This is a genomic window from Rhizobium sp. Root1334 (assembly GCF_001426665.1).
GTDB lineage: Bacteria > Pseudomonadota > Alphaproteobacteria > Rhizobiales > Rhizobiaceae > Pararhizobium.
On sequence record NZ_LMEY01000023.1, the window covers coordinates 373857 to 391748 of the forward strand.

Below are 17892 nucleotides of genomic sequence, written 5' to 3' on the forward strand. Positions count from 1 at the left end.
GGAAGGCCATTCTTGTCTGATCAGTTTCCGGCGCTTTCCATCCGGCGGGTGGTCAGGACCTTTTCCAGCCAGCCGATCTCCATTTCCGGAACCGACTTCAGCAGCAGGTCCGTATAGTCATCGAACGGTGGCGTGAGCACTTTCGACTTGGGTCCGAAACGGACGAGCTTGCCGCGGTGCATGACGGCGACCGAGTCGGCGATGGCGCGGACAATTGCTATGTCGTGGGTGATAAAGACATAGGAAACAGCGGTTTCCTCCTGAAGCCTCAGAAGAAGATTCAAGATGCCTTCCGCCACCAGCGGGTCGAGCGCCGACGTTGGTTCGTCGCAAAGGATCAGTTCCGGCTTAGCCGCCAGCGCCCGTGCAATCGCCACGCGCTGCTTCTGGCCACCGGACAGTTCGGCCGGGTAGCGGTCGAGGAAGCGGTCTCCCATCTCGATCTGATTGAGAAGCTCCTTCACCCGCTCGGTCTTTTTCGCGCCATGCAGGCCGTAGTAGAACGAGATCGGCCGGCCGATGATATCGCGCACGGTCTGGCGGGGGTTCATTGCCGTGTCAGCCATCTGGTAGATCATCTGCACGCGGCGCAGTTCTTCCTTGCTGCGTCCATTCAGCGCTTTTGGAAGCTGCTTACCGTCGAAGGTGATCATTCCTTCCGAAGGCGGCAGGAGCCCGGTGATGACGCGGGCGAGCGTCGATTTTCCGGAACCGCTTTCGCCGACGATCGCCAGTGTCTGGCCCCTGGGCAGGTGCATGGACACGTCATGCAGAACCTTGAAGCCGTTGCCGTAGCCGGCGCTGACATGATCGATCTTCAGGAGCGTATTGCTCTGATCCTTTGCTTCCTCGCGCTTGGCCTGGCGGACGCTGACGAGGGCGCGGGTATAGTCCTCGTTCGGTGCCTCGATGATCTGCTTGGTCGTTCCGTATTCGATGGTCTTTCCATGGCGCAGCACCATGATGTCATCGGAAATCTGGGCGACGACGGCGAGATCATGGGTGATGTAGAGGGCGGCCGTATGGGTTTCCTCAATCGCATGCTTGATGGCGGCCAGAACGTCGATCTGGGTGGTGACGTCGAGCGCTGTCGTCGGCTCGTCGAAGACGATCAGCTCGGGGTTGGGGCAGAGTGCCATCGCCGTCATGGCGCGCTGCAGCTGGCCGCCGGAGACCTGGTGCGGATAGCGGTCGCCAAACGTTTCCGGGCTGGGCAGGCCGAGAACCTTGAAGAGATACAGCGCCCGCTTTTCCGCTTCGGGCCGGGTCATGATCTTGTGGCGCAGGGCCGCCTCGATCACCTGTTCGCCGAGCTTGTGGGCCGGGTTGAAGGCGGCGGCCGCCGATTGCGCCACATAGCAGACCTTGCAGCCGCGGATGGTGCGCACACCATCGCGGCCGAGCGTCAGGATGTCCTTGCCGTTCAGCAGGACCTGGCCGCCGGTGATCGCCGCACCACCACGGCCATAGGCAAGCGCCGAGAGGCCGATGGTGGACTTGCCGGCGCCGCTTTCACCGATCAGACCGAGCACCTTGCCCTTCTGGACGTCGAAGGAGACATTTTCAACCAGCGTCACCGTCTTTGGCGGTTCACCCGGCGGATAGCTGGTGGCTTCGATCTTCAGGTTCTTGACAGACAGCAGATCAGGCATCGCCGCGCCCTCCCTTGAGGCTCGAGGTTCGCTTCATCAGCCAGTCGACGACGAGATTGACGCAGATGGCAAGGCCGGCAATCGCGCCGCCCGGCACCAGGGCCGCCGAGATGCCGAAGATGATGCCGTCCTTGTTGTCCTTGACCATACCGCCCCAATCGGCGGCTGGCGGCTGGATGCCAAGGCCGAGGAAGGAGAGGGTGGACAGGAACAGGATAGAAAACGCGAACCGCAGGCCGAATTCGGCCAGCAGCGGCGAGAGCGTATTCGGCAGGATTTCGCGAAAAATGATCCAGCGCGTTCCTTCGCCGCGCAGGCGCGCTGCCTCGACGAATTCCATGACTGCGACATCGAGCGCCACGGCGCGGCCGATGCGGAAGACGCGGGTACTGTCGAGAATGGCCATGACAAGGATCAGGATCCAGAGTTGCTGCGGCAGAACCGCAAGCACCACCAGCGCGAAGATCAGCGTCGGGATCGCCATCATCAGATCGTTGAAGCGTGAGAACAGCTGATCGATCAGGCCACCGGTGACGGCAGCCGTGAACGACAAGAGCATGCCGAGCGAAAACGAGATGACGGTTGCTGCAAGGGCGACGAAGATCGTCGTTCTTGCGCCGAAGATCAGGCGGGATAGAAGGTCACGACCCAGATTATCGGTGCCGAGCAGGAAATCGCCACCCATCGGCAGCCAGATATCGCCGACGACATCGCGTTCGCCGAACGGCGCGATCCAGGGCGCGAAGATGGCGCAGAACAGGGCCAGGGCAATGCCGATGAGGCCGACCCAGGCGCTGAGGGGAATGGTGCTTAATCTCATCGTGGGTGCCTCAATCTCGGATTGGCGAGGATGGCGAGAATATCCGCGGCCATGTTGAGGAAAATATAGAAGGCGGCAAAGATCAGGCCACAGGCCTGCACCACCGGCATATCGCGAACCGTCACCGCATCGACCATGTACTGGCCCATGCCCGGATAGACGAACACCACTTCCACGACGACGACGCCGACCACGAGGTAGGCGAGGTTGAGCGCAATGACGTTGATGACCGGGGCAACGGCGTTGGGAGCGGCGTGCTTGGCAATGATCCGGAAGGCGCTCAGCCCCTTCAGTTCTGCCGTCTCGACATAGGCCGACGACATGACATTGAGGATGGCCGCGCGGGTCATGCGCATCATATGGGCGAGAACGACGAGCACTAGCGTTGCGACGGGCAGCGCGATGGCCGAGAGACGTTCGCCAAAGCTCATGCCGTCATAGACGGTGGCAGGGAAGGTCGCGACGCCCATCTGGACGGCAAAGAACAGGATCAGCAGATAGCCGACGAAGAATTCGGGCAAGGAGATTGCCGCGAGAGAGACGACATTGATGATCTTGTCCGGCAAACGGTTTCGATATTGCACGGCAAGCATGCCGAGCCCGACCGCCAGCGGCACAGAAATGATCGCGGCGAAGAAGGCGAGGAACAGGGAGTTTCCGAGGCGTTTGCCGATCTGCTCGCTGACCGAATTCTTGCTGGCCCAGGATTTTCCGAAGTCACCTTGCAACGCGCCGCCGAGCCAGCTGAAATAACGCTCCGTCACAGGACGGTCGAGACCGAGATCCTTGCGGATGTTTTCGACAGCTTGTGGTGTTGCCGATTGACCGAGATAGGTCGTGGCGAAATCGCCAGGCAAAGCTTCGACGCCGCCGAAGATCATCAGCGATACGGCAAACAGAAGACCAACGCTTAGACCCAGCCGCTGGACGATGAGCGCCGCCAAGGGGCGGCGAAGGGTGAAACGGCGCCAGAACGTGCCGGTAACGACCCCTGTCGGGGGCGTTACCATAGTTCCGGAAACGGGCGCCTGCTGCGAGAGGCTTTCGCCTCCCGTAGCCGGACCTGTTGTCTGCGCCGGACCCGTGACCGGTCCGCCCGCCATCAGGCGTCGAGCCAGACGCGAGTTGCGACGAAGCCGTTGGACATGTCGTTGCCGACGTCCTTGACGTAGCCCTTTACCTGCTTGGTGCTGGCGTTCACGAAGTCGTTGAACATCGGCAGGATGACGCCGCCTTCGTCGCGGACCATCGTTGCCATTGCCGTATAGAGTTCCTTGCGCTTGCCATCGTCAAGCTCGGAGCGGGCTTCGAGCAGCACCTTGTCGAAATCAGGACGCTTGAACCGGGTGTCGTTCCAGTCCGCGGTCGACAGATAGGCGGTGGAATACATCAGGTCCTGCGTCGGACGTCCGCCCCAGTAGGAGGTCGAGAATGGCTGGACGTTCCAGACATTGGTCCAGTAGCCGTCGCCCGGCTCGCGCTTCACCTCGATGTTGATGCCGGCCTTCTTGCAGCTTTCCTGGTAGAGCACGGCCGCATCGACGGCACCCGGGAACGCGACGTCGGACGTGCGCAAGAGAACTGAACCGTCGTGACCGGACTTCTTGTAGTGGAAGGCCGCTTTGTCTGGATCGTAGGTCCGTTGCTCGATGCTGTCAGGGAACAGGGCGTAGGTCGAGTTGATCGGGAAGTCGTTGCCAACCTTGCCGTAGCCGCCGAGGATCTTGTCGACCATCGTTTCGCGGTCCATGGCGTATTTCAGCGCCAGGCGCAGGTCGTTGTTGTCGAATGGTGCTGTGTTGCAATGCATGATGAAGACGTAGTGGCCGCGGCCCGATGTCGAGAGGATTTCGACATTCGGCGCGCGCTTCAGCATGCCGACGGTCTTCGGATCGACGCGGTTGATGAAATGGACCTGACCGGACGAGAGCGCAGCCATGCGGGCGGTCGCGTCGTTCATGACGATGATTTCGACGGAATCGACGAAGCCGCGATCGGTGCGCCAATATTCCGGGAATTTTTCGTAGGTGGCGCGGACGCCGGGTTCCCAGCTGGTCATCTTGTAGGGACCGGTGCCGATGCCGGCTTCCGGATCGTCGAGACCACCGTTCGGCTGGATCACCAGATGATAGGCGCTGAGCAGCAACGGCATGTCGGCGTTGCCCTCGTTGAGCGTCACCACCAGATTGCCGCCGTCGGCCTTGATATCCTTGATCGATTTCATGACGCCAAGGGCGCCGGATTCGGATTTTTCGTCCGAATGCCGCTTCAGCGTTGCCACGACGTCATCGACGGTCAGGTCCTTGCCATTGTGGAACTTGACGCCGCTGCGGATCTTGAAGGTCCAGGTGACAGCGTCTTTCGAAGGTTCCCAGGATTCGGCCAGCGACGGCACGGGCGCACCGGTGAACGGGTCGGATTCGACGAGCAGGTCGCCCCAGTTGTGACTAGACACAAAGGTGACCTGCGATAGGTTCTTGCCTGGATCCTTGCTATCGGTGGCCGAGCCGCCTTCAAGGCCAAGCTTGAGGTGACCGCCCTTTTTCGGCTCCTGGGCCTCGGCGCTGCTGGCAAACAATGTGCTGGCGCTGGAGAGCGCTACACCGGCAGCCACGGTGAGGCCGATAAATTCGCGGCGGTTCATCTTGCCCATCATCACCTGATTGGCGAGGTAGTTCTTGTAATCGCTCATTCCCCTGTTCCCTTTGTTGATGGCTTTTCGCCGTTTTTCTTTATTGTTTTCAATCTTTGCCGATCGTGTGTTTGCTAGAATGCATGCCCGAGGGCGGGTAGGCCAGTCACATTTGCGGATTGGTTTGCCGCAATCGAGCCTTTCGTGAAATGGGGATTTCCTGCGCCGAAAACCCGTTGAAATTAATGGTATATTCTGAAGTGCGCTCTGTATTCACATAAAAATTTGGCAATTTACATAAGTCTGGCTTATGATTGAAAGCCGAAGATAATTGTCCTGCGCCCTTCCGTTGCGGCGGTTTGCGACCGTTATTTTCCCTTCCACACCGGGTCGCGTTTTTCCGCAAAGGCCCGCGCGCCTTCCAGCTGGTCGTCGCTCGAATAAAGAATGTCGACCGTCTTGAACTGGCGCTTGGTGATCTTGTTCATCGTCGTCTGGAAATCCTCGCCTTCGGCGGCGCGGACCACTTCCTTGATTGCCGCGTAAACCAGCGGCGGGCCGCTTTCGAGCAGGCGGGCGAGATCCCAGGCGCGCTGCATCAGTTTGTCAGCGGGCAGAATTTCGTTGACGAAGCCCCAGCGATTGGCTTCTGCCGCATCCAGCCAGCGGCCGGTGAACAGCATGTCCATGGCGATATGGTAGGGGATGCGCTTGGGCAGCTTGATCGAGGCAGCGTCGGCAACGGTGCCGGAGCGGATTTCCGGCAGCGCGAAGGTCGCGTGTTCGGCCGCCAGGATCATGTCGGTCGAAAGCGCAATCTCAAGCCCACCGCCACAGCAGATGCCGTTGATGGCGGCGATGACCGGCTTGTTGAGGTCGCGCAGTTCCTGCATGCCGCCGAAACCGCCAATGCCGTAATCGCCATCGACCGCGTCACCGCCGGCTGCGGCCTTCAGATCCCATCCTGGACAGAAGAATTTTTCACCGGCGCCGGTAATGATCGCGACACGCAAGCTATCCTCGTCGCGAAAGCTGGCAAAGATTTCGCCCATGATGCGGCTGGTCACCAGATCGATCGCATTGGCCTTCGGCCGATCGATGGTGACTTCGAGAATACCGCCTTCGCGACGTGTTCTGATAGGTCCGGTCATAGGGTCATTTCCTTCGACGGATCAGGGCATCGGCTGCAACGGTTCCAGACCCTTGCGGCAAGACCATGATAGGATTGATATCGAGTTCTTCGAGCTTTGAAGCGTTTGCAGCGACATAGGATGCTACAGCAGCGACAGCTGTAATAAGGGCCGCCACGTCGCCTGCCGGGCCGCCGCGATAGCCATCGAGCAGCTTTCTGATTTTCAGGCCGGAAATGGCCTCACCGATGGCCTCCGGCGTCGTTGGAAGCGTCAAAATCGCCGAATCTTCCAATAATTCCACCAGAATGCCGCCTGCGCCGATGGTCAGGACCAGACCGGCGACGGGATCGCGCAGCGCGCCGACGATGATTTCGGCGGCGGGTTTTGCAATCATTTTTTCGACGAGGTAACCGGATGCGACCGTCTTCATGGCGTCGGCCGCCTCCAGAACCGATTGCCGGTCGCCAAGGTTGAGCTTGACGGCGCCGGCTTCGGTCTTGTGGGCAACGCCAAGGCCCTTGAGCACGACCGGAAAACCGAGCGCTTCGGCCGCATCGGCTGCTTCATCCGCATTGGCTGCGGTTTTTCCCGTGGGCACCACAAGACCGAATGCTGCCAGTTCAGCCTTGGCCGCGCTTTCGCTGATTGTGATGATGTCTCCGTCGTCCGCTCGTGCGGACAGGAGCGGAGCCGGAGCCGGCTTTGCCCAGGTGGCACCGATACCGGCCGAAATTTCGGCGGCGGCGATGGCTTCATCGATCCCGGAAAAGGCGACGACACCGGCTGATATCAGAGACAAAGCTGTATCTTCCGGCATGTTTTCACCGAGGCTGGCGACAATGCCGGCAACGGCCCCAGTTGCTTTTGTCGAGGCAATGACAGCCTCACAGGTGGTGTTCCAGTCGGCCGCGTCACAACGATCCTGGCGGGGGAAATCGAGAACGATGAGGTTGAGCGCGTAATCGCCCTTCATCATCGCGGTAAAGGCGGTCGTCTGCTTTTCGAGGTTGCCCCAGACGAAGGTGTGGTAGTCGAGCGGATTGGCGATGGTGACCATTTCGCCGAGGCTTTCGCGCAGCGGCAGCCGCTGCTCGTCCTTGAGAGCCCGGAACACGGTCTTGCGCTTCACCCCGGCATCGGCCATCAGGGATGCTTCGCCGCCGGAGCAGCTCATCGATGAGATGTCGAAACTTTTCAGAGGTGGATGCAGGTGGAGCAGTTTCAGTGTTTCGAGCAGCTCCGGCAGTGTATCGACCCGGCCGATGCCGAGACGTTCGAGAACGGCGCCGGAAACGGCGTCATTGCCTGCAAGCGAAGCGGTGTGAGAAACCGTCGCGAGCTGGGCGGCTTCGGATTTTCCGACCTTGAGGGTGACAACCGGTTTTTTCAGGTCGCACGCCCGCGTTGCCAGCCGCTGCAGGGCCTCGATGCTGTCGAAACCCTCGATATGCAGGCCGACGGCCGTGACGCGCGGATCTTCGAGCGCTGCGATCGCAAGCTCCGAGAGCCCCGTCTGCGCCTGGTTTCCGGCCGTCATGATATAGGCGAGCGGCAGGCCGCGCATCTGCATCGATATGTTGCAGGCGATGTTTGACGATTGCGTGAGAACGGCGACGCCGCGCTCGACGCGCTGCATGCCGTGCTGGTCCGGCCAGAGCAGGGCGCCATCGAGCGCGTTGATGAAGCCATAGCAGTTGGGGCCGACGATCGGCATGTCACTGGCCGCTGTGACCAGCGCTTCCTGCAGGTCGTTGCCATCGGCGAGTTCGCTGACGGCCTCGCGAAAGCCGGAGGCATAGCAGATGGCGCCACCGGCACCCCGGGCAGACAGGTCGCGGATGATGTCGATGGTCAGCTGGCGGTTGACGCCGACAAAGGAGGCGTCAGGGGCCGCTGGAAGCTCGGCCACCGAGCGATAGCAGCGGCGGCCGAGGATTTCGTCCTGCTTCGGGTGCACAGGCCAGATATCACCGGTAAACCCCATCTTGTCGCATTGTTCGATGACCCGGCGTGCTTCCTTGCCGCCGAAGACGGCGATGGATTTGGGCCGGATCAGACGGTCGAGAGAGCGTGTCATGGATCAATCACGCTCCCAACGGACGCAAGAGGTCGCGGCTGATGATGTGCCGCTGGATTTCCGACGTGCCGTCCCAGATGCGCTCGACGCGGGCATCGCGCCAGAAGCGGGCAAGCGGCAGATCGTCCATCAGGCCCATGCCACCATAGATCTGGATTGCCTGGTCCGTGACGCGGGCGAGCATTTCGGAGGCATAGAGTTTTGCCGACGCGATTTCGCGGTTGGCGGGAAGCTTCTGATCGAGCCGCCAGGCGGCGGCGAGTGTCAGATAGTCGGCGGCGTCGATTTCGGTGATCATGTCGGCGAGCTTGAACGAGACGCCCTGGTTGGCGCCGATCGGCTTGCCGAACTGCTTGCGCTCGGCGGCATAGGGTAGGGCATAATCGAACACCCGGCGGGCACGGCCGACGCAGGTGGCGGCAACCGTGATACGGGTGGCGTAGAGCCAGTCGTTGGCGATGTCGAAGCCCTTGTGCACTTCGCCGAGAATGGCAGACGAGGGCAGGCGGCAATCATCGAACGATAGGATGCAGTTCTTGTAACCGCGATGGGAGACTGAGTCATAGCCGTTGCGGATTTCGAAGCCCGGCGTGCCGCGGTCGACGAGGAAGCAGGTGATCTTCTTCTTCGGGCCGCGTGGGGTTTCTTCCTCACCGGTAGCGATGAAGACGATGACGAAGTCAGCGATGTTGGCATGCGAAATGAAATGCTTGGTGCCGTTGACGATCCAGTCGTCACCGTCCTGCCTGGCAAAACACTTCATGCCGCGCACATCGGAACCGGCATCCGGCTCGGTCATGGCGAGTGCGTCGAACTTTTCGCCCTTGACCGCCGGGATCAGGTATTTTTCGCGCTGTTCGTCATTGCAGGCCATCAGGATGCCGGAAGGGCGGCCGAAAAACACCGTCAGGCCCATCGAGCCGCGGCCAAGTTCGCGTTCGACCAGCGTAAACGTCTGGTGATCGAGCCCGGCGCCGCCGACTTCCTCGGGCATGTTGCAGGCGAAGAAGCCGAGATCCTTGCACTTGCGCGCAATCTCCTGGCCGAGCTCCTTCGGCACGATGCCGGTGCGCTCGACCTCGTTCTCATGCGGATAGATTTCCGTCTCGACGAAGCCGCGCACGGTATCGACGATCATCTGCTGTTCTTCGGTAAGTGCGAAATCCATGTTGTGTTCCCTCGTATTTTTATTCGGGGCGATCTTTTTCTTGTCCCCATCGGGGAGAAGGAGGGCCGGATGAGGGGGCCTTTCGGCCCACCCCCCTCATCGCCTCGCTTTGCTCGGCTCTTCTCCCCGCTGGGGAGACGAGGGAGCACTATCGCTTCTGCCCAACGGCACGCCCGACACCGTCCGGCTTCGGCAGCGAGGCATGCGCCTCGGCAATCGCCTTGACCCTGCCCAGCACGGAGGCTGGGGCGGGCACGGCCTTGCTCTCCTTGGAGGAGACATGCAGCATCATCTGCTCGGCGGTGGCGACAGCTTCGTTGGTGGCTGTGTTGTAGATCGTCGAGAAGATATGCAGGCGCTTTTCGTCGTGGGACAGGATCTGGCAGGTCGAGTAGAGCGCATCGCCCAGTTTGGCTTCGCCAAGGTTGCGGATATGGGTCTCGACGGTGTAGTAGCTGTGGCCGTTCTTCACATACTCCAGATCGACGCCGATCAGGCGCAGCACGCCATCGGAGGTGTCGCCGAAGACCTGCAGGTAGCGGTGCTCGGTCATGTGGCCGTTGTAATCGACCCAGGCGGCATTGACCTTGGTGTCGAGGATACGGATCGGCTGGGCCTGACCGAGGTCGGGCGACGGCTTTTCGGCGTTTGCCCAGAGGCTGTCCTCGAAATCGGCGAGCAGCTTGCCCGCACCCCAACCCTTGCCGCCATCGCCACTCTTCAAGGCGTGCATGATACCGACGAGGTTTTCGTCGCGGATGCGTTCCAGGTCGCGAATGCCGCGGGCGCCGGACTGCGCATCGGACTGGCCGGCGATCTTGTTCACCAGCTCGTCATCGAGATCGACCACGTCCATCAGTTTGGTCCAGGGCCAGGAGAGGCAGGGGCCAAACTGGGCGAGGAAGTGGCGCATGCCGGCTTCGCCGCCGGCGATACGGTAAGTCTCGAACATGCCCATCTGCGCCCAGCGCATGCCGAAGGAGTAGCGGATCACGTCGTCGAGCGTTTCGGTGTCGCAGATATCGTCCTTGATCAGCCACAGACCTTCGCGCCAGACGGCTTCGAGCAGGCGGTCGCCGACGAAAGCCTCGATCTCCTTGTTGATGATGACGCCCTTCATGCCGATCGGCGCGAGCTTCGCCTTGGCGTCCTGCAGCGTGGCCTTGGCGGTCTTCTCGCCACCGACGAGTTCGGCGAGCGGCAGAAGGTAGACCGGATTATAGGGATGGGCGACGAACATGCGTTCGGGATGCTTCATGTCGCGCTGCAGGTCCGTCGGCATGATGCCCGATGTGGACGAACCGATCAGCGCCTTGGGGTCGGCAGCCGCATCGATCTGGGTAATGACATTGCGCTTCAGGTCGACACGCTCCGGCACGCTTTCCTGAATCCAGTCAGCGCCTTGCACGGCCTCTTCAATGCTCTTGACTAAGGTGAGTTTTCCCTTCGCAGGCAGCGGCGCCATGGTCAGCATGGCATAGGCGCGCTCGGCATTGCCAAGCACTTCGCCGACAATGCGCTCTGCTTCCGGATGCGGATCGAACATGTTGACGTCGATGCCGGCCAGCAGGAAGCGCGCCGCCCAAGCCCCGCCGATAACGCCGCCACCGATGCAGGCCGCCTTGGTGATTTTGGTCATGGTTGTCGTGTTCCCTTTATCATTTCGTCTTCCGGGCTCCCCCTCATCCGGCCCTTTGGGCCACCTTCTCCCCGCTGGGGAGAAGAGGGTGTTCGCGGCGTCTTTCGTGCTCAGTCTTGGGCTCAGCGATTGCGGCAGTTCCTCCTTCTCCCCAGCGGGGGGAAGGTGCCCGAAGGGCGGATGAGGGGGAACCCACGCTCCGCTGTTCGCCTTACCGCTTCGTCAGCTTCAGCTTTTCGCGCACCTCGGCCGGGCCGATAATCCGGGCGCCCATGCCTTCGATGACGCCGACGGCTTTTTCGACAAGCTGCGCGTTGGTGGCGAGCTGGCCCTTGCCGACGTAGAGATTGTCTTCCAGCCCGACGCGGACATTGCCGCCGGCGAGCACCGCGGCTGCCGGATAGGCGAGTGCGTTGCGGCCAATCGAGAAGGCCGAGAAGGTCCAGTTCTGAGGCACGTTGTTGACCATCGCCATGAAGGTGTTGAGGTCGTCGGGCGCGCCCCACGGAATGCCCATGCAGAGCTGGATCAGGACCGGATCCTCGATCAGGCCTTCTTCAACAAGCTGCTTGGCGAACCAGAGATGGCCGGTATCGAAAGCTTCGATTTCCGGGCGCACACCGAGATCGGTCATCATCTTGGCCATGGCCCGCAGCATCGACGGCGTGTTGGTCATGACGTAATCGCCGAGAGAAAAGTTCATCGTGCCGCAATCGAGCGTGCAGATTTCCGGCAGGCATTCGGCGACATGGGAGACGCGCTCGGTGGCGCCGGCCATGTCGGTACCATTGGGATTGAGCGGCAGCGGGCTTTCGACATTGCCGAAAATCATGTCTCCACCCATACCGGCCGTAAGGTTCAAGACCACATCGACATCGGCGGAGCGGATGAGATCGGTGACTTCCTTGTAGAGATCGTTGCGGCGGCTGGGTGCGCCGGTCTCCGGATCACGCACATGACAATGGACGATGGCGGCACCCGCCTTGGCAGCATCGATGGCCGATGCGGCAATTTGCTTTGGCGATCGTGGCACATGCGGCGACTTGCCGGCGGTGTCGCCGGACCCAGTGACGGCACAGGTGATGAAAACGTCGCGGTTCATGCTCAATGGCATAAAAGGCCTCCCCTTGTTCTTGAGGTGCATTACGAGCCAAGAATGACGGCTCTGCTTTTCTTTAACGGATGTCTGTTATACATTCTCGGAACCAGAAGCTGGAGATGGACGAATGCTCGTTCCAAGCGATGGAACCCAGCATCTCGACTTGCTGGTGTTGCCGGAGACCAATCTGATCCTCGCCGCGTCGGTCATCGAGCCGCTTCGCGCCGCCAACCGTATTGCCGGAAAGGTACTCTATGACTGGACGATTTTCAGCCCGGACGGCCAGCCGATCGAGACCAAGAGCGGTATTCCCATTCCTGTTGCCAGGCCATTCCGGCCGCAGAATGAGACGGCCCCGCTGTTTGTGCTCTCGAGCTACAACTGGCAGGCCTACGCGACCACGCAATTGAAGATGCTCTTGTCGCGAACGGCACGGCATCGCGAGGTGGTGGCCGGGATCGAAGCCGGCACCTGGCTTCTTGCGGAGACCAGCCTTCTCGACAATTTCTCGGCGACCAACCACTGGGAGGATTTCGAGGATTTTGCGGCCGCCTATCCGCAGATCACCACGGTGCGCGAGCGTTTCGTCATTGATGGCAAGCGCATCACTACTGGCGGTTCGCTGCCGACGCTCGACCTGATGCTCGAATTGATCCGCCGCCAGCACAGCTATTCGCTGGCGCTCGAAGTGTCACGACTGTTCATCTACGAGCAGGAGCGCACGCGCGGCGATCTGCTGCAAGTCCCTGCGATCGGCAATATGCGCATTCTCGATGCGCGGGTGGGTATGGCCGTCAAGCTGATGGAAGAGACCGTCGAGGTGCCACTGACGCTTGCCCGTCTCGCCCGCCGCACGGGTGTCAGCGCCCGTCATTTGCAGGACCTGTTTCAGGAGACGATGGGAGTGGCGCCGCATGCCCATTATCTGGCGCTCCGGCTCAATGCCGCGCGGCGCAAGGTGATCGAAACGCGAGCCGATTTCGCCGATATAGCCGCTGTCACCGGCTTCAATTCATCCTCGGCCTTCTCACGGAGTTATCGCGCTCATTACCGTGAAAGCCCAAGCGAGACGCGCAGGCGCGTCAAGCTGAAGAGCTGAGAGGGTAAGTTCATGCATTGATTCAACAGGTGACGGATTGATGAGTCGGATCAGAGGTTTGGCGCCCGTCGCGCAGGAAGTGATTCAATCGAAAGCAACTGCGATGCCGGCTGTTTCTTCCGCCGTCATCATACTGAGCATGGCTTCCGCCACCTGCCGCGAAAGCGCGTTTTTCTGCCAGGCCAGCGACAGGCTTTGCATGTAATTCGGGCCGAGCCTGCGCATGGCCGGGGCGTTTCGCACGCGGGCGGCCGAGCTTTCCGGCAACACTGAAAGATAGCCGTGATCCGTTACCAGATTGAGGATGACCGGGATCGAATCAACCTCGGTCAATGTCAGCCGGCTGCGTTCCTGTTCACTTAGCGCCGCGTCGATAAAATGGGCGGCCTGCTGGCGCAAACCACTCTTCAGGCTCGGGACCGCAATCGGATTGGATTGCAGCAATGCGCCGATATCGTCACCGTGTTTTGCAAAGAGTGAGGGATGACCAGCCAACGCCAAGGGCGTGCGCGAAATCAGCTTGCCTTCGAATTCCGATGGGTAGCTTTCCAAATCGAGTAGAACCACGTCGAAGCGGCGGTTCTTCAATCCGGCGATTAGTTCGTCGGCAGTGGCGCTCGACACGAACAGCGGCTGGCGCGGCCGGGCACGATGCCACTTGGCCGTCAGTGCTGCCAGCATGCGGGCGATCTCGCTTTCCGGACCGAGCGGCATGACCGAGCCGAAACGCCAGGTCGCCGCCGCGCGGCGGAAGCGGTCGCCGGACGCGCGGGACAGCCTGCGCCAGATTTCCAGCAGATTTTCAATGACCGGGATTGCCGCCAGCCCTTGGGCCGTGCAGGTGATGCCGGAGGCCGAACGGAGCATCAGCGCATAGCCGAGATCCCGCTCCAGGTCGTTCATCTGCCGTGTCAGCTGCGGTTGGCCGGTTGCCGAAACCTTTGCCGCGCCACGGATACTGCCGCTACGGGCGACCGTGACGAAGCGCTCCAGTGCTGTCAGGCTGATGGAGGGTATGGGCCGGACGAATATCGAACCGCGAATGTCAGCGTTGGCGATGCTTTCCCTCTTCTCCCCGGCGGGGAGAAGTGCCGAGCGGATGCGAGGCGATGAGGGGGCTCTTTCCGCGGTTTCGGAACTTACCGTCCCCCTCATCCGGCCCTTCGGGCCACCTTCTCCCCGCTGGGGAGAAGAGGGAGTTTGCTGGAAGACCTCATACGATGGGTGAGGTTCTGCCTGAAGATTTGAGGTCGGTGAAGGCCGTAACAGCAACTGGATCGCCGCGTTTGCCGCAGTAAGGTCCGCCATCCGGCTTTGTGCCTCCAGCGTCGGCACCAGATTGCCGCGGTCGCGCCGGACGAGTGGGACTGCGATGGCAGCTTCGAACCGTTTCAGAGCGGCGCTGACACTTGCGGGTGGCCTGCCGCTTGCCTTTGCTGCCCGGCGGATTCCGTGATGCTCAAGGATCGCGTGGACCAGGGAAAGGGTGGCAATGTCCATCGGTGGTTTGATCCCATGAAGCCAAATTATAAACCCGTGCCGATCTGTACGGTTACCGGCATCTCGTGTTTCATTTTTGGGATATAACATAAACCGGGATATTGGGCATAGCATGCTGCCAACAAGGTGAGTCAAAGCATGCATGCATCGGTGAAAACCATCGTCCTCAACGGCAATCCGCTCGAATTCTCCGCACTGGAGAAAATCGGCTCCGGTCTGTTCGTGCCAGTTGTTTCCGAGCAATCGTTTGAACGGGTCGACACGGCCCACAAAGTCATCGCCGATCGCATCGCCATGGGTCTGCCGGTCTATGGCGCCAATACCGGCGTCGGCTCGATGAAGGACCGGCTTTGGACTGTCGATGATCTGGTGGAATTCAACACGGCTCTGGTCAAGGCGCACCATTTCGGTACCGGCCCGCTGTTTTCTCAGGCCATTGTGCGCAAGGCCATCGCCATCCGTATCAATACCGCGCTTGGCGGCCATACGGGCTGCAGCGTCGAACTGGTCAAGGCTTTCCTGGGGCTTCTTGAACGGAACGTCGTGCCGGCGGTGCATCGCCATGGCTCGATCGGCTGCGCTGATATAGGCCTGATGGGGCAGGTTGCTTCTGTCCTGACGGGTACCGGGCAGGCCTTCTACCAGGACGAGTTACTGGATGCCGGTGAGGCCCTGCGGCGTGCCGGACTTTCGCCCTTTGTCATGCTGCCGCGCGACGCTCTTGCGGCGCTGAGCGTCAATGCGACGGCATTTGCTGCTGCCGCTGACGTTTTGCGCGAGGCCGCCTCGGCCGTGCGCGTGCTGATGACCACCGGGCTGATGTCGTCGCTTGCACTTGGCGCGTCGGCCGACCCATGGCGGGTCGCGGCGACGCTGGGAACGCGTGGCGAAGCGCTGGTCGGCTCATGGCTCTACGGTCAGTCCGATTGTGTCGACTGGCCGTTGCCGACAGCAATTCACGATCCATTGAGCCTGCGCATGACGGCACAGGTCTTTGGCGCGGTGGTCGATACGCTGCTGGTCGCTGCCGAACGCCTTGTCGATGCGACCTATCTGTCCGACGACAATCCGGTCGTGCTGGGCGGGCAGGTTCACTCGTCCGGCGCCTCGCTGCCGCTGACGACGACGCTTTACATCGAGACCGCACAGATCGCCTTTTCGCATGTGGCGCGCAATGTGCTGAACCGCTGCGTCCTTCTGTCCAACGGCGTGCGGCGAAACCTGCCGGTCAACCTCGTTGCACCGGGCGAGATTGCTAGCGGTCTCGGGCCACTGATGAAGCTGGTGGTGGAACTCTATATGCGCGTCCAGTCGTTGGCGGTTCCCTTGTCAGCGCAGTCGATCGTCGTTGCCGGTGGACTGGAGGAGGAGGCGACTTTCCTGCCTCTGATCGTCGAGCGTATGGAAACCCAGGTCCGCGATCTCCGGCAAATGGCGGCGATCGAGGCGATGCTCTCGGCCCAGGCGGTCGATTTGCTCGGCGATACGCCACAAGGCGTCACCCGGATTGCCTATGATCGCGTGCGCGCCGTCAGCCCCACCTATCTTAAGGACCGGCCGCTCTCGAAAGAAATCGAGGTGCTGCATCATGATTTTGCCTGCGGCCGTTTGCTGGAGGAAATCGTAACAGCGGCGCCAATGCCGGAATTCGATACTTTCTTCGCGCTCGGACAGTAGAGGAAACAAAGATGTCTGACTTCGATCTGGTTTTGAAAGGCACTGTAGTTCTGGCCGATCGTGTCGTCGAAGGCGGGTTTGTCGCCGTGCGTGATGGCAAGGTGGGCCTGGTCGGGCAGGGTGCCATGCCGTCTGCGCGCGAACGCCATGATTTGGGCACGGCCCTGATCCTGCCTGGCGCCATCGATGCGCAGACGCATTCGCTGTCCCAGAAAGACCAGGAGGATTTCATCTGGTCGACGCGCTCGGCTGCTGCCGGTGGCGTCACGACGATTGTCGATATGCCCTATGACGAGGGCAATCTGGTTTGCTCGGCGGAAGCGGTGCAACGCAAGATCGATCACGCCGGAAAACAGGCGCGTGTCGATTTCGCGCTCTATGGCACGATCGACCCGGAGGAAGGCCCGGCGCGAATTGGCGAAATGGTTGCCGCTGGTGTTGCCGCCTTTAAGTTCTCGACCTTCGGTACGGACCCGAAACGCTTTCCGCGCATTCCGGCCGGCCTGCTGGAGGATTGTTTTGCAGCCATCGCGCCAACCGGTCTGGCTGCGGGCGTGCACAACGAGGACGACGAGGCGGTGCGGGCCGCAATAGACAAGGTCAAGGCGGCGGGGATTACCGATTACCGTGCCCATGGCCTGTCGCGCCCGCCGCTGACGGAGTTGCTTGCGACCAACCAGATTTATGAAACGGGGGCGGCCACCGGTTGCCCGGCCCATGTCGTGCATTGCTCCGTCGGGCGGGGCTACGATATCGCGGCCGCCTACCGGGCTCAGGGTTTCCACGCCACGATCGAATGCTGCATCCACTATCTCATCCTCGATGAGGAAAACGATGTGAAGCGGTTGGGCGGTAAAGCGAAAATCAACCCGCCGATCCGGCCGCGGGCTGAAGTCGAGAAACTCTGGCGGCATGTGGCTGACGGCAAGGTGACGATGGTCTCGACCGATCACGTCAGCTGGTCGGAAAATCGCAAGACCAATCCGGACATGCTGGCCAATGCGTCCGGCGTGCCGGGGCTGGAAGTGATGATCCCGCTGTTCATCAAGGGTGCACTGGAACGCGGTATTCCGCTGACACGCGCAGCCGAACTGATGGCGCTTAATCCAGCCCGCCATTTCCGGCTGGATCACCAGAAGGGTGCTCTCGAAACCGGCAAGGATGCGGATATCGCTGTGCTGATACCGGAGCCCTATACCTATGATGCGGCTGAAAGCGGCAACAATGTTGTCGGCTGGTCGCCTTACAACGGCATTCGCCTGCCGTGGCGGGTGGCTGCCACCTATAACCGGGGCGCACAGGTTTATGACGGCAAGACGGTGCTGGCAGCGCCGGGGGCCGGTCAATTCGTCCGGCCGCTCGCCAGCCTGCCGCTGCGCGAGGCGCTCTGATGAGC

General features: G+C 61.1%; 13 protein-coding genes. 3 read left to right on the forward strand and 10 right to left on the reverse strand.

Features of this window, described 5'->3' with window-relative positions; translation table 11 throughout:
• Positions 1 to 20: 20 nt before the first annotated feature.
• The 9 genes from ASD36_RS20280 to ASD36_RS20320 all read right to left on the reverse strand — a co-directional run bounded on the left by ASD36_RS20280 (position 21) and on the right by ASD36_RS20320 (position 12235).
• Entirely contained in the window at positions 21 to 1652 is a 1632-nt protein-coding gene (locus ASD36_RS20280) for an ABC transporter ATP-binding protein (protein WP_060506682.1), read from the reverse strand.
• A complete protein-coding gene (locus tag ASD36_RS20285) occupies positions 1645 to 2472 on the reverse strand; it encodes an ABC transporter permease (RefSeq protein ID WP_060506683.1) in 828 nt (275 codons plus the stop codon). Before ASD36_RS20285 ends, ASD36_RS20280 begins: the two co-directional genes overlap by 8 nt.
• On the reverse strand, positions 2469 to 3575 hold the full coding sequence (locus tag ASD36_RS20290) for an ABC transporter permease (RefSeq protein WP_060506684.1): 1107 nt from the start codon (positions 3573 to 3575) through the stop codon (positions 2469 to 2471). Before ASD36_RS20290 ends, ASD36_RS20285 begins: the two co-directional genes overlap by 4 nt.
• Positions 3575 to 5164, reverse strand: coding sequence for an ABC transporter substrate-binding protein (locus ASD36_RS20295; protein ID WP_060506685.1), 1590 nt, complete (start codon positions 5162 to 5164; stop codon positions 3575 to 3577). Before ASD36_RS20295 ends, ASD36_RS20290 begins: the two co-directional genes overlap by 1 nt.
• 308 nt (positions 5165 to 5472) lie before the next feature.
• The gene (locus ASD36_RS20300; RefSeq protein ID WP_060506686.1) at positions 5473 to 6255 is read right to left on the reverse strand and encodes a carnitinyl-CoA dehydratase; all 783 of its coding nucleotides are present in this window, start codon (positions 6253 to 6255) and stop codon (positions 5473 to 5475) included.
• A gap of 4 nt (positions 6256 to 6259) precedes the next feature.
• Positions 6260 to 8314, reverse strand: coding sequence for an acetate--CoA ligase family protein (locus ASD36_RS20305; protein WP_060506687.1), 2055 nt, complete (start codon positions 8312 to 8314; stop codon positions 6260 to 6262).
• A gap of 7 nt (positions 8315 to 8321) precedes the next feature.
• The gene (locus ASD36_RS20310; RefSeq protein WP_060506688.1) at positions 8322 to 9482 is read right to left on the reverse strand and encodes an acyl-CoA dehydrogenase family protein; all 1161 of its coding nucleotides are present in this window, start codon (positions 9480 to 9482) and stop codon (positions 8322 to 8324) included.
• Positions 9483 to 9630: 148 nt separating this feature from the next.
• Positions 9631 to 11121, reverse strand: a complete 1491-nt coding sequence (locus ASD36_RS20315) for a carnitine 3-dehydrogenase (RefSeq protein WP_060506689.1) — start codon at positions 11119 to 11121, stop codon at positions 9631 to 9633.
• A 211-nt stretch (positions 11122 to 11332) separates the two neighbouring features.
• A complete protein-coding gene (locus tag ASD36_RS20320) occupies positions 11333 to 12235 on the reverse strand; it encodes a 3-keto-5-aminohexanoate cleavage protein (protein ID WP_060506690.1) in 903 nt (300 codons plus the stop codon).
• Between the two features lie 112 nt (positions 12236 to 12347).
• On the opposite strand from ASD36_RS20320, the gene ASD36_RS20325 reads away from it, so the two are divergent.
• Positions 12348 to 13319, forward strand: a complete 972-nt coding sequence (locus ASD36_RS20325; protein ID WP_060506691.1) for a GlxA family transcriptional regulator — start codon at positions 12348 to 12350, stop codon at positions 13317 to 13319.
• An 84-nt stretch (positions 13320 to 13403) separates the two neighbouring features.
• Here ASD36_RS20325 and ASD36_RS20330 read toward each other — a convergent pair whose 3' ends face one another.
• Positions 13404 to 14819: a LysR family transcriptional regulator gene (locus tag ASD36_RS20330; protein WP_060506692.1), complete on the reverse strand. Its 1416-nt coding sequence runs from the start codon at positions 14817 to 14819 to the stop codon at positions 13404 to 13406.
• A gap of 138 nt (positions 14820 to 14957) precedes the next feature.
• On the opposite strand from ASD36_RS20330, the gene ASD36_RS20335 reads away from it, so the two are divergent.
• A complete protein-coding gene (locus ASD36_RS20335; protein ID WP_060506693.1) occupies positions 14958 to 16496 on the forward strand; it encodes an aromatic amino acid lyase in 1539 nt (512 codons plus the stop codon).
• 11 nt (positions 16497 to 16507) lie between these two features.
• Positions 16508 to 17887, forward strand: a complete 1380-nt coding sequence (locus tag ASD36_RS20340) for an amidohydrolase family protein (RefSeq protein ID WP_060506694.1) — start codon at positions 16508 to 16510, stop codon at positions 17885 to 17887.
• The last annotated feature ends 5 nt before the right edge of the window (positions 17888 to 17892 follow it).

Excerpts from the sequence above, each read along its gene's own strand:
- ASD36_RS20295 (WP_060506685.1), bottom strand. The coding sequence starts at position 5,164 with ATGAGCGATTACAAGAACTACCTCGCCAATCAGGTGATGATGGGCAAG.
- ASD36_RS20315 (WP_060506689.1), bottom strand. The coding sequence starts at position 11,121 with ATGACCAAAATCACCAAGGCGGCCTGCATCGGTGGCGGCGTTATCGGC.
- ASD36_RS20340 (WP_060506694.1), top strand. The coding sequence starts at position 16,508 with ATGTCTGACTTCGATCTGGTTTTGAAAGGCACTGTAGTTCTGGCCGAT.
- ASD36_RS20305 (WP_060506687.1), bottom strand. The coding sequence starts at position 8,314 with ATGACACGCTCTCTCGACCGTCTGATCCGGCCCAAATCCATCGCCGTC.
- ASD36_RS20290 (WP_060506684.1), bottom strand. The coding sequence starts at position 3,575 with ATGGCGGGCGGACCGGTCACGGGTCCGGCGCAGACAACAGGTCCGGCT.
- ASD36_RS20280 (WP_060506682.1), bottom strand. The coding sequence starts at position 1,652 with ATGCCTGATCTGCTGTCTGTCAAGAACCTGAAGATCGAAGCCACCAGC.
- ASD36_RS20310 (WP_060506688.1), bottom strand. The coding sequence starts at position 9,482 with ATGGATTTCGCACTTACCGAAGAACAGCAGATGATCGTCGATACCGTG.
- ASD36_RS20300 (WP_060506686.1), bottom strand. The coding sequence starts at position 6,255 with ATGACCGGACCTATCAGAACACGTCGCGAAGGCGGTATTCTCGAAGTC.
- ASD36_RS20330 (WP_060506692.1), bottom strand. The coding sequence starts at position 14,819 with ATGGACATTGCCACCCTTTCCCTGGTCCACGCGATCCTTGAGCATCAC.
- ASD36_RS20335 (WP_060506693.1), top strand. The coding sequence starts at position 14,958 with ATGCATGCATCGGTGAAAACCATCGTCCTCAACGGCAATCCGCTCGAA.
- ASD36_RS20320 (WP_060506690.1), bottom strand. The coding sequence starts at position 12,235 with ATGCCATTGAGCATGAACCGCGACGTTTTCATCACCTGTGCCGTCACT.
- ASD36_RS20325 (WP_060506691.1), top strand. The coding sequence starts at position 12,348 with ATGCTCGTTCCAAGCGATGGAACCCAGCATCTCGACTTGCTGGTGTTG.
- ASD36_RS20285 (WP_060506683.1), bottom strand. The coding sequence starts at position 2,472 with ATGAGATTAAGCACCATTCCCCTCAGCGCCTGGGTCGGCCTCATCGGC.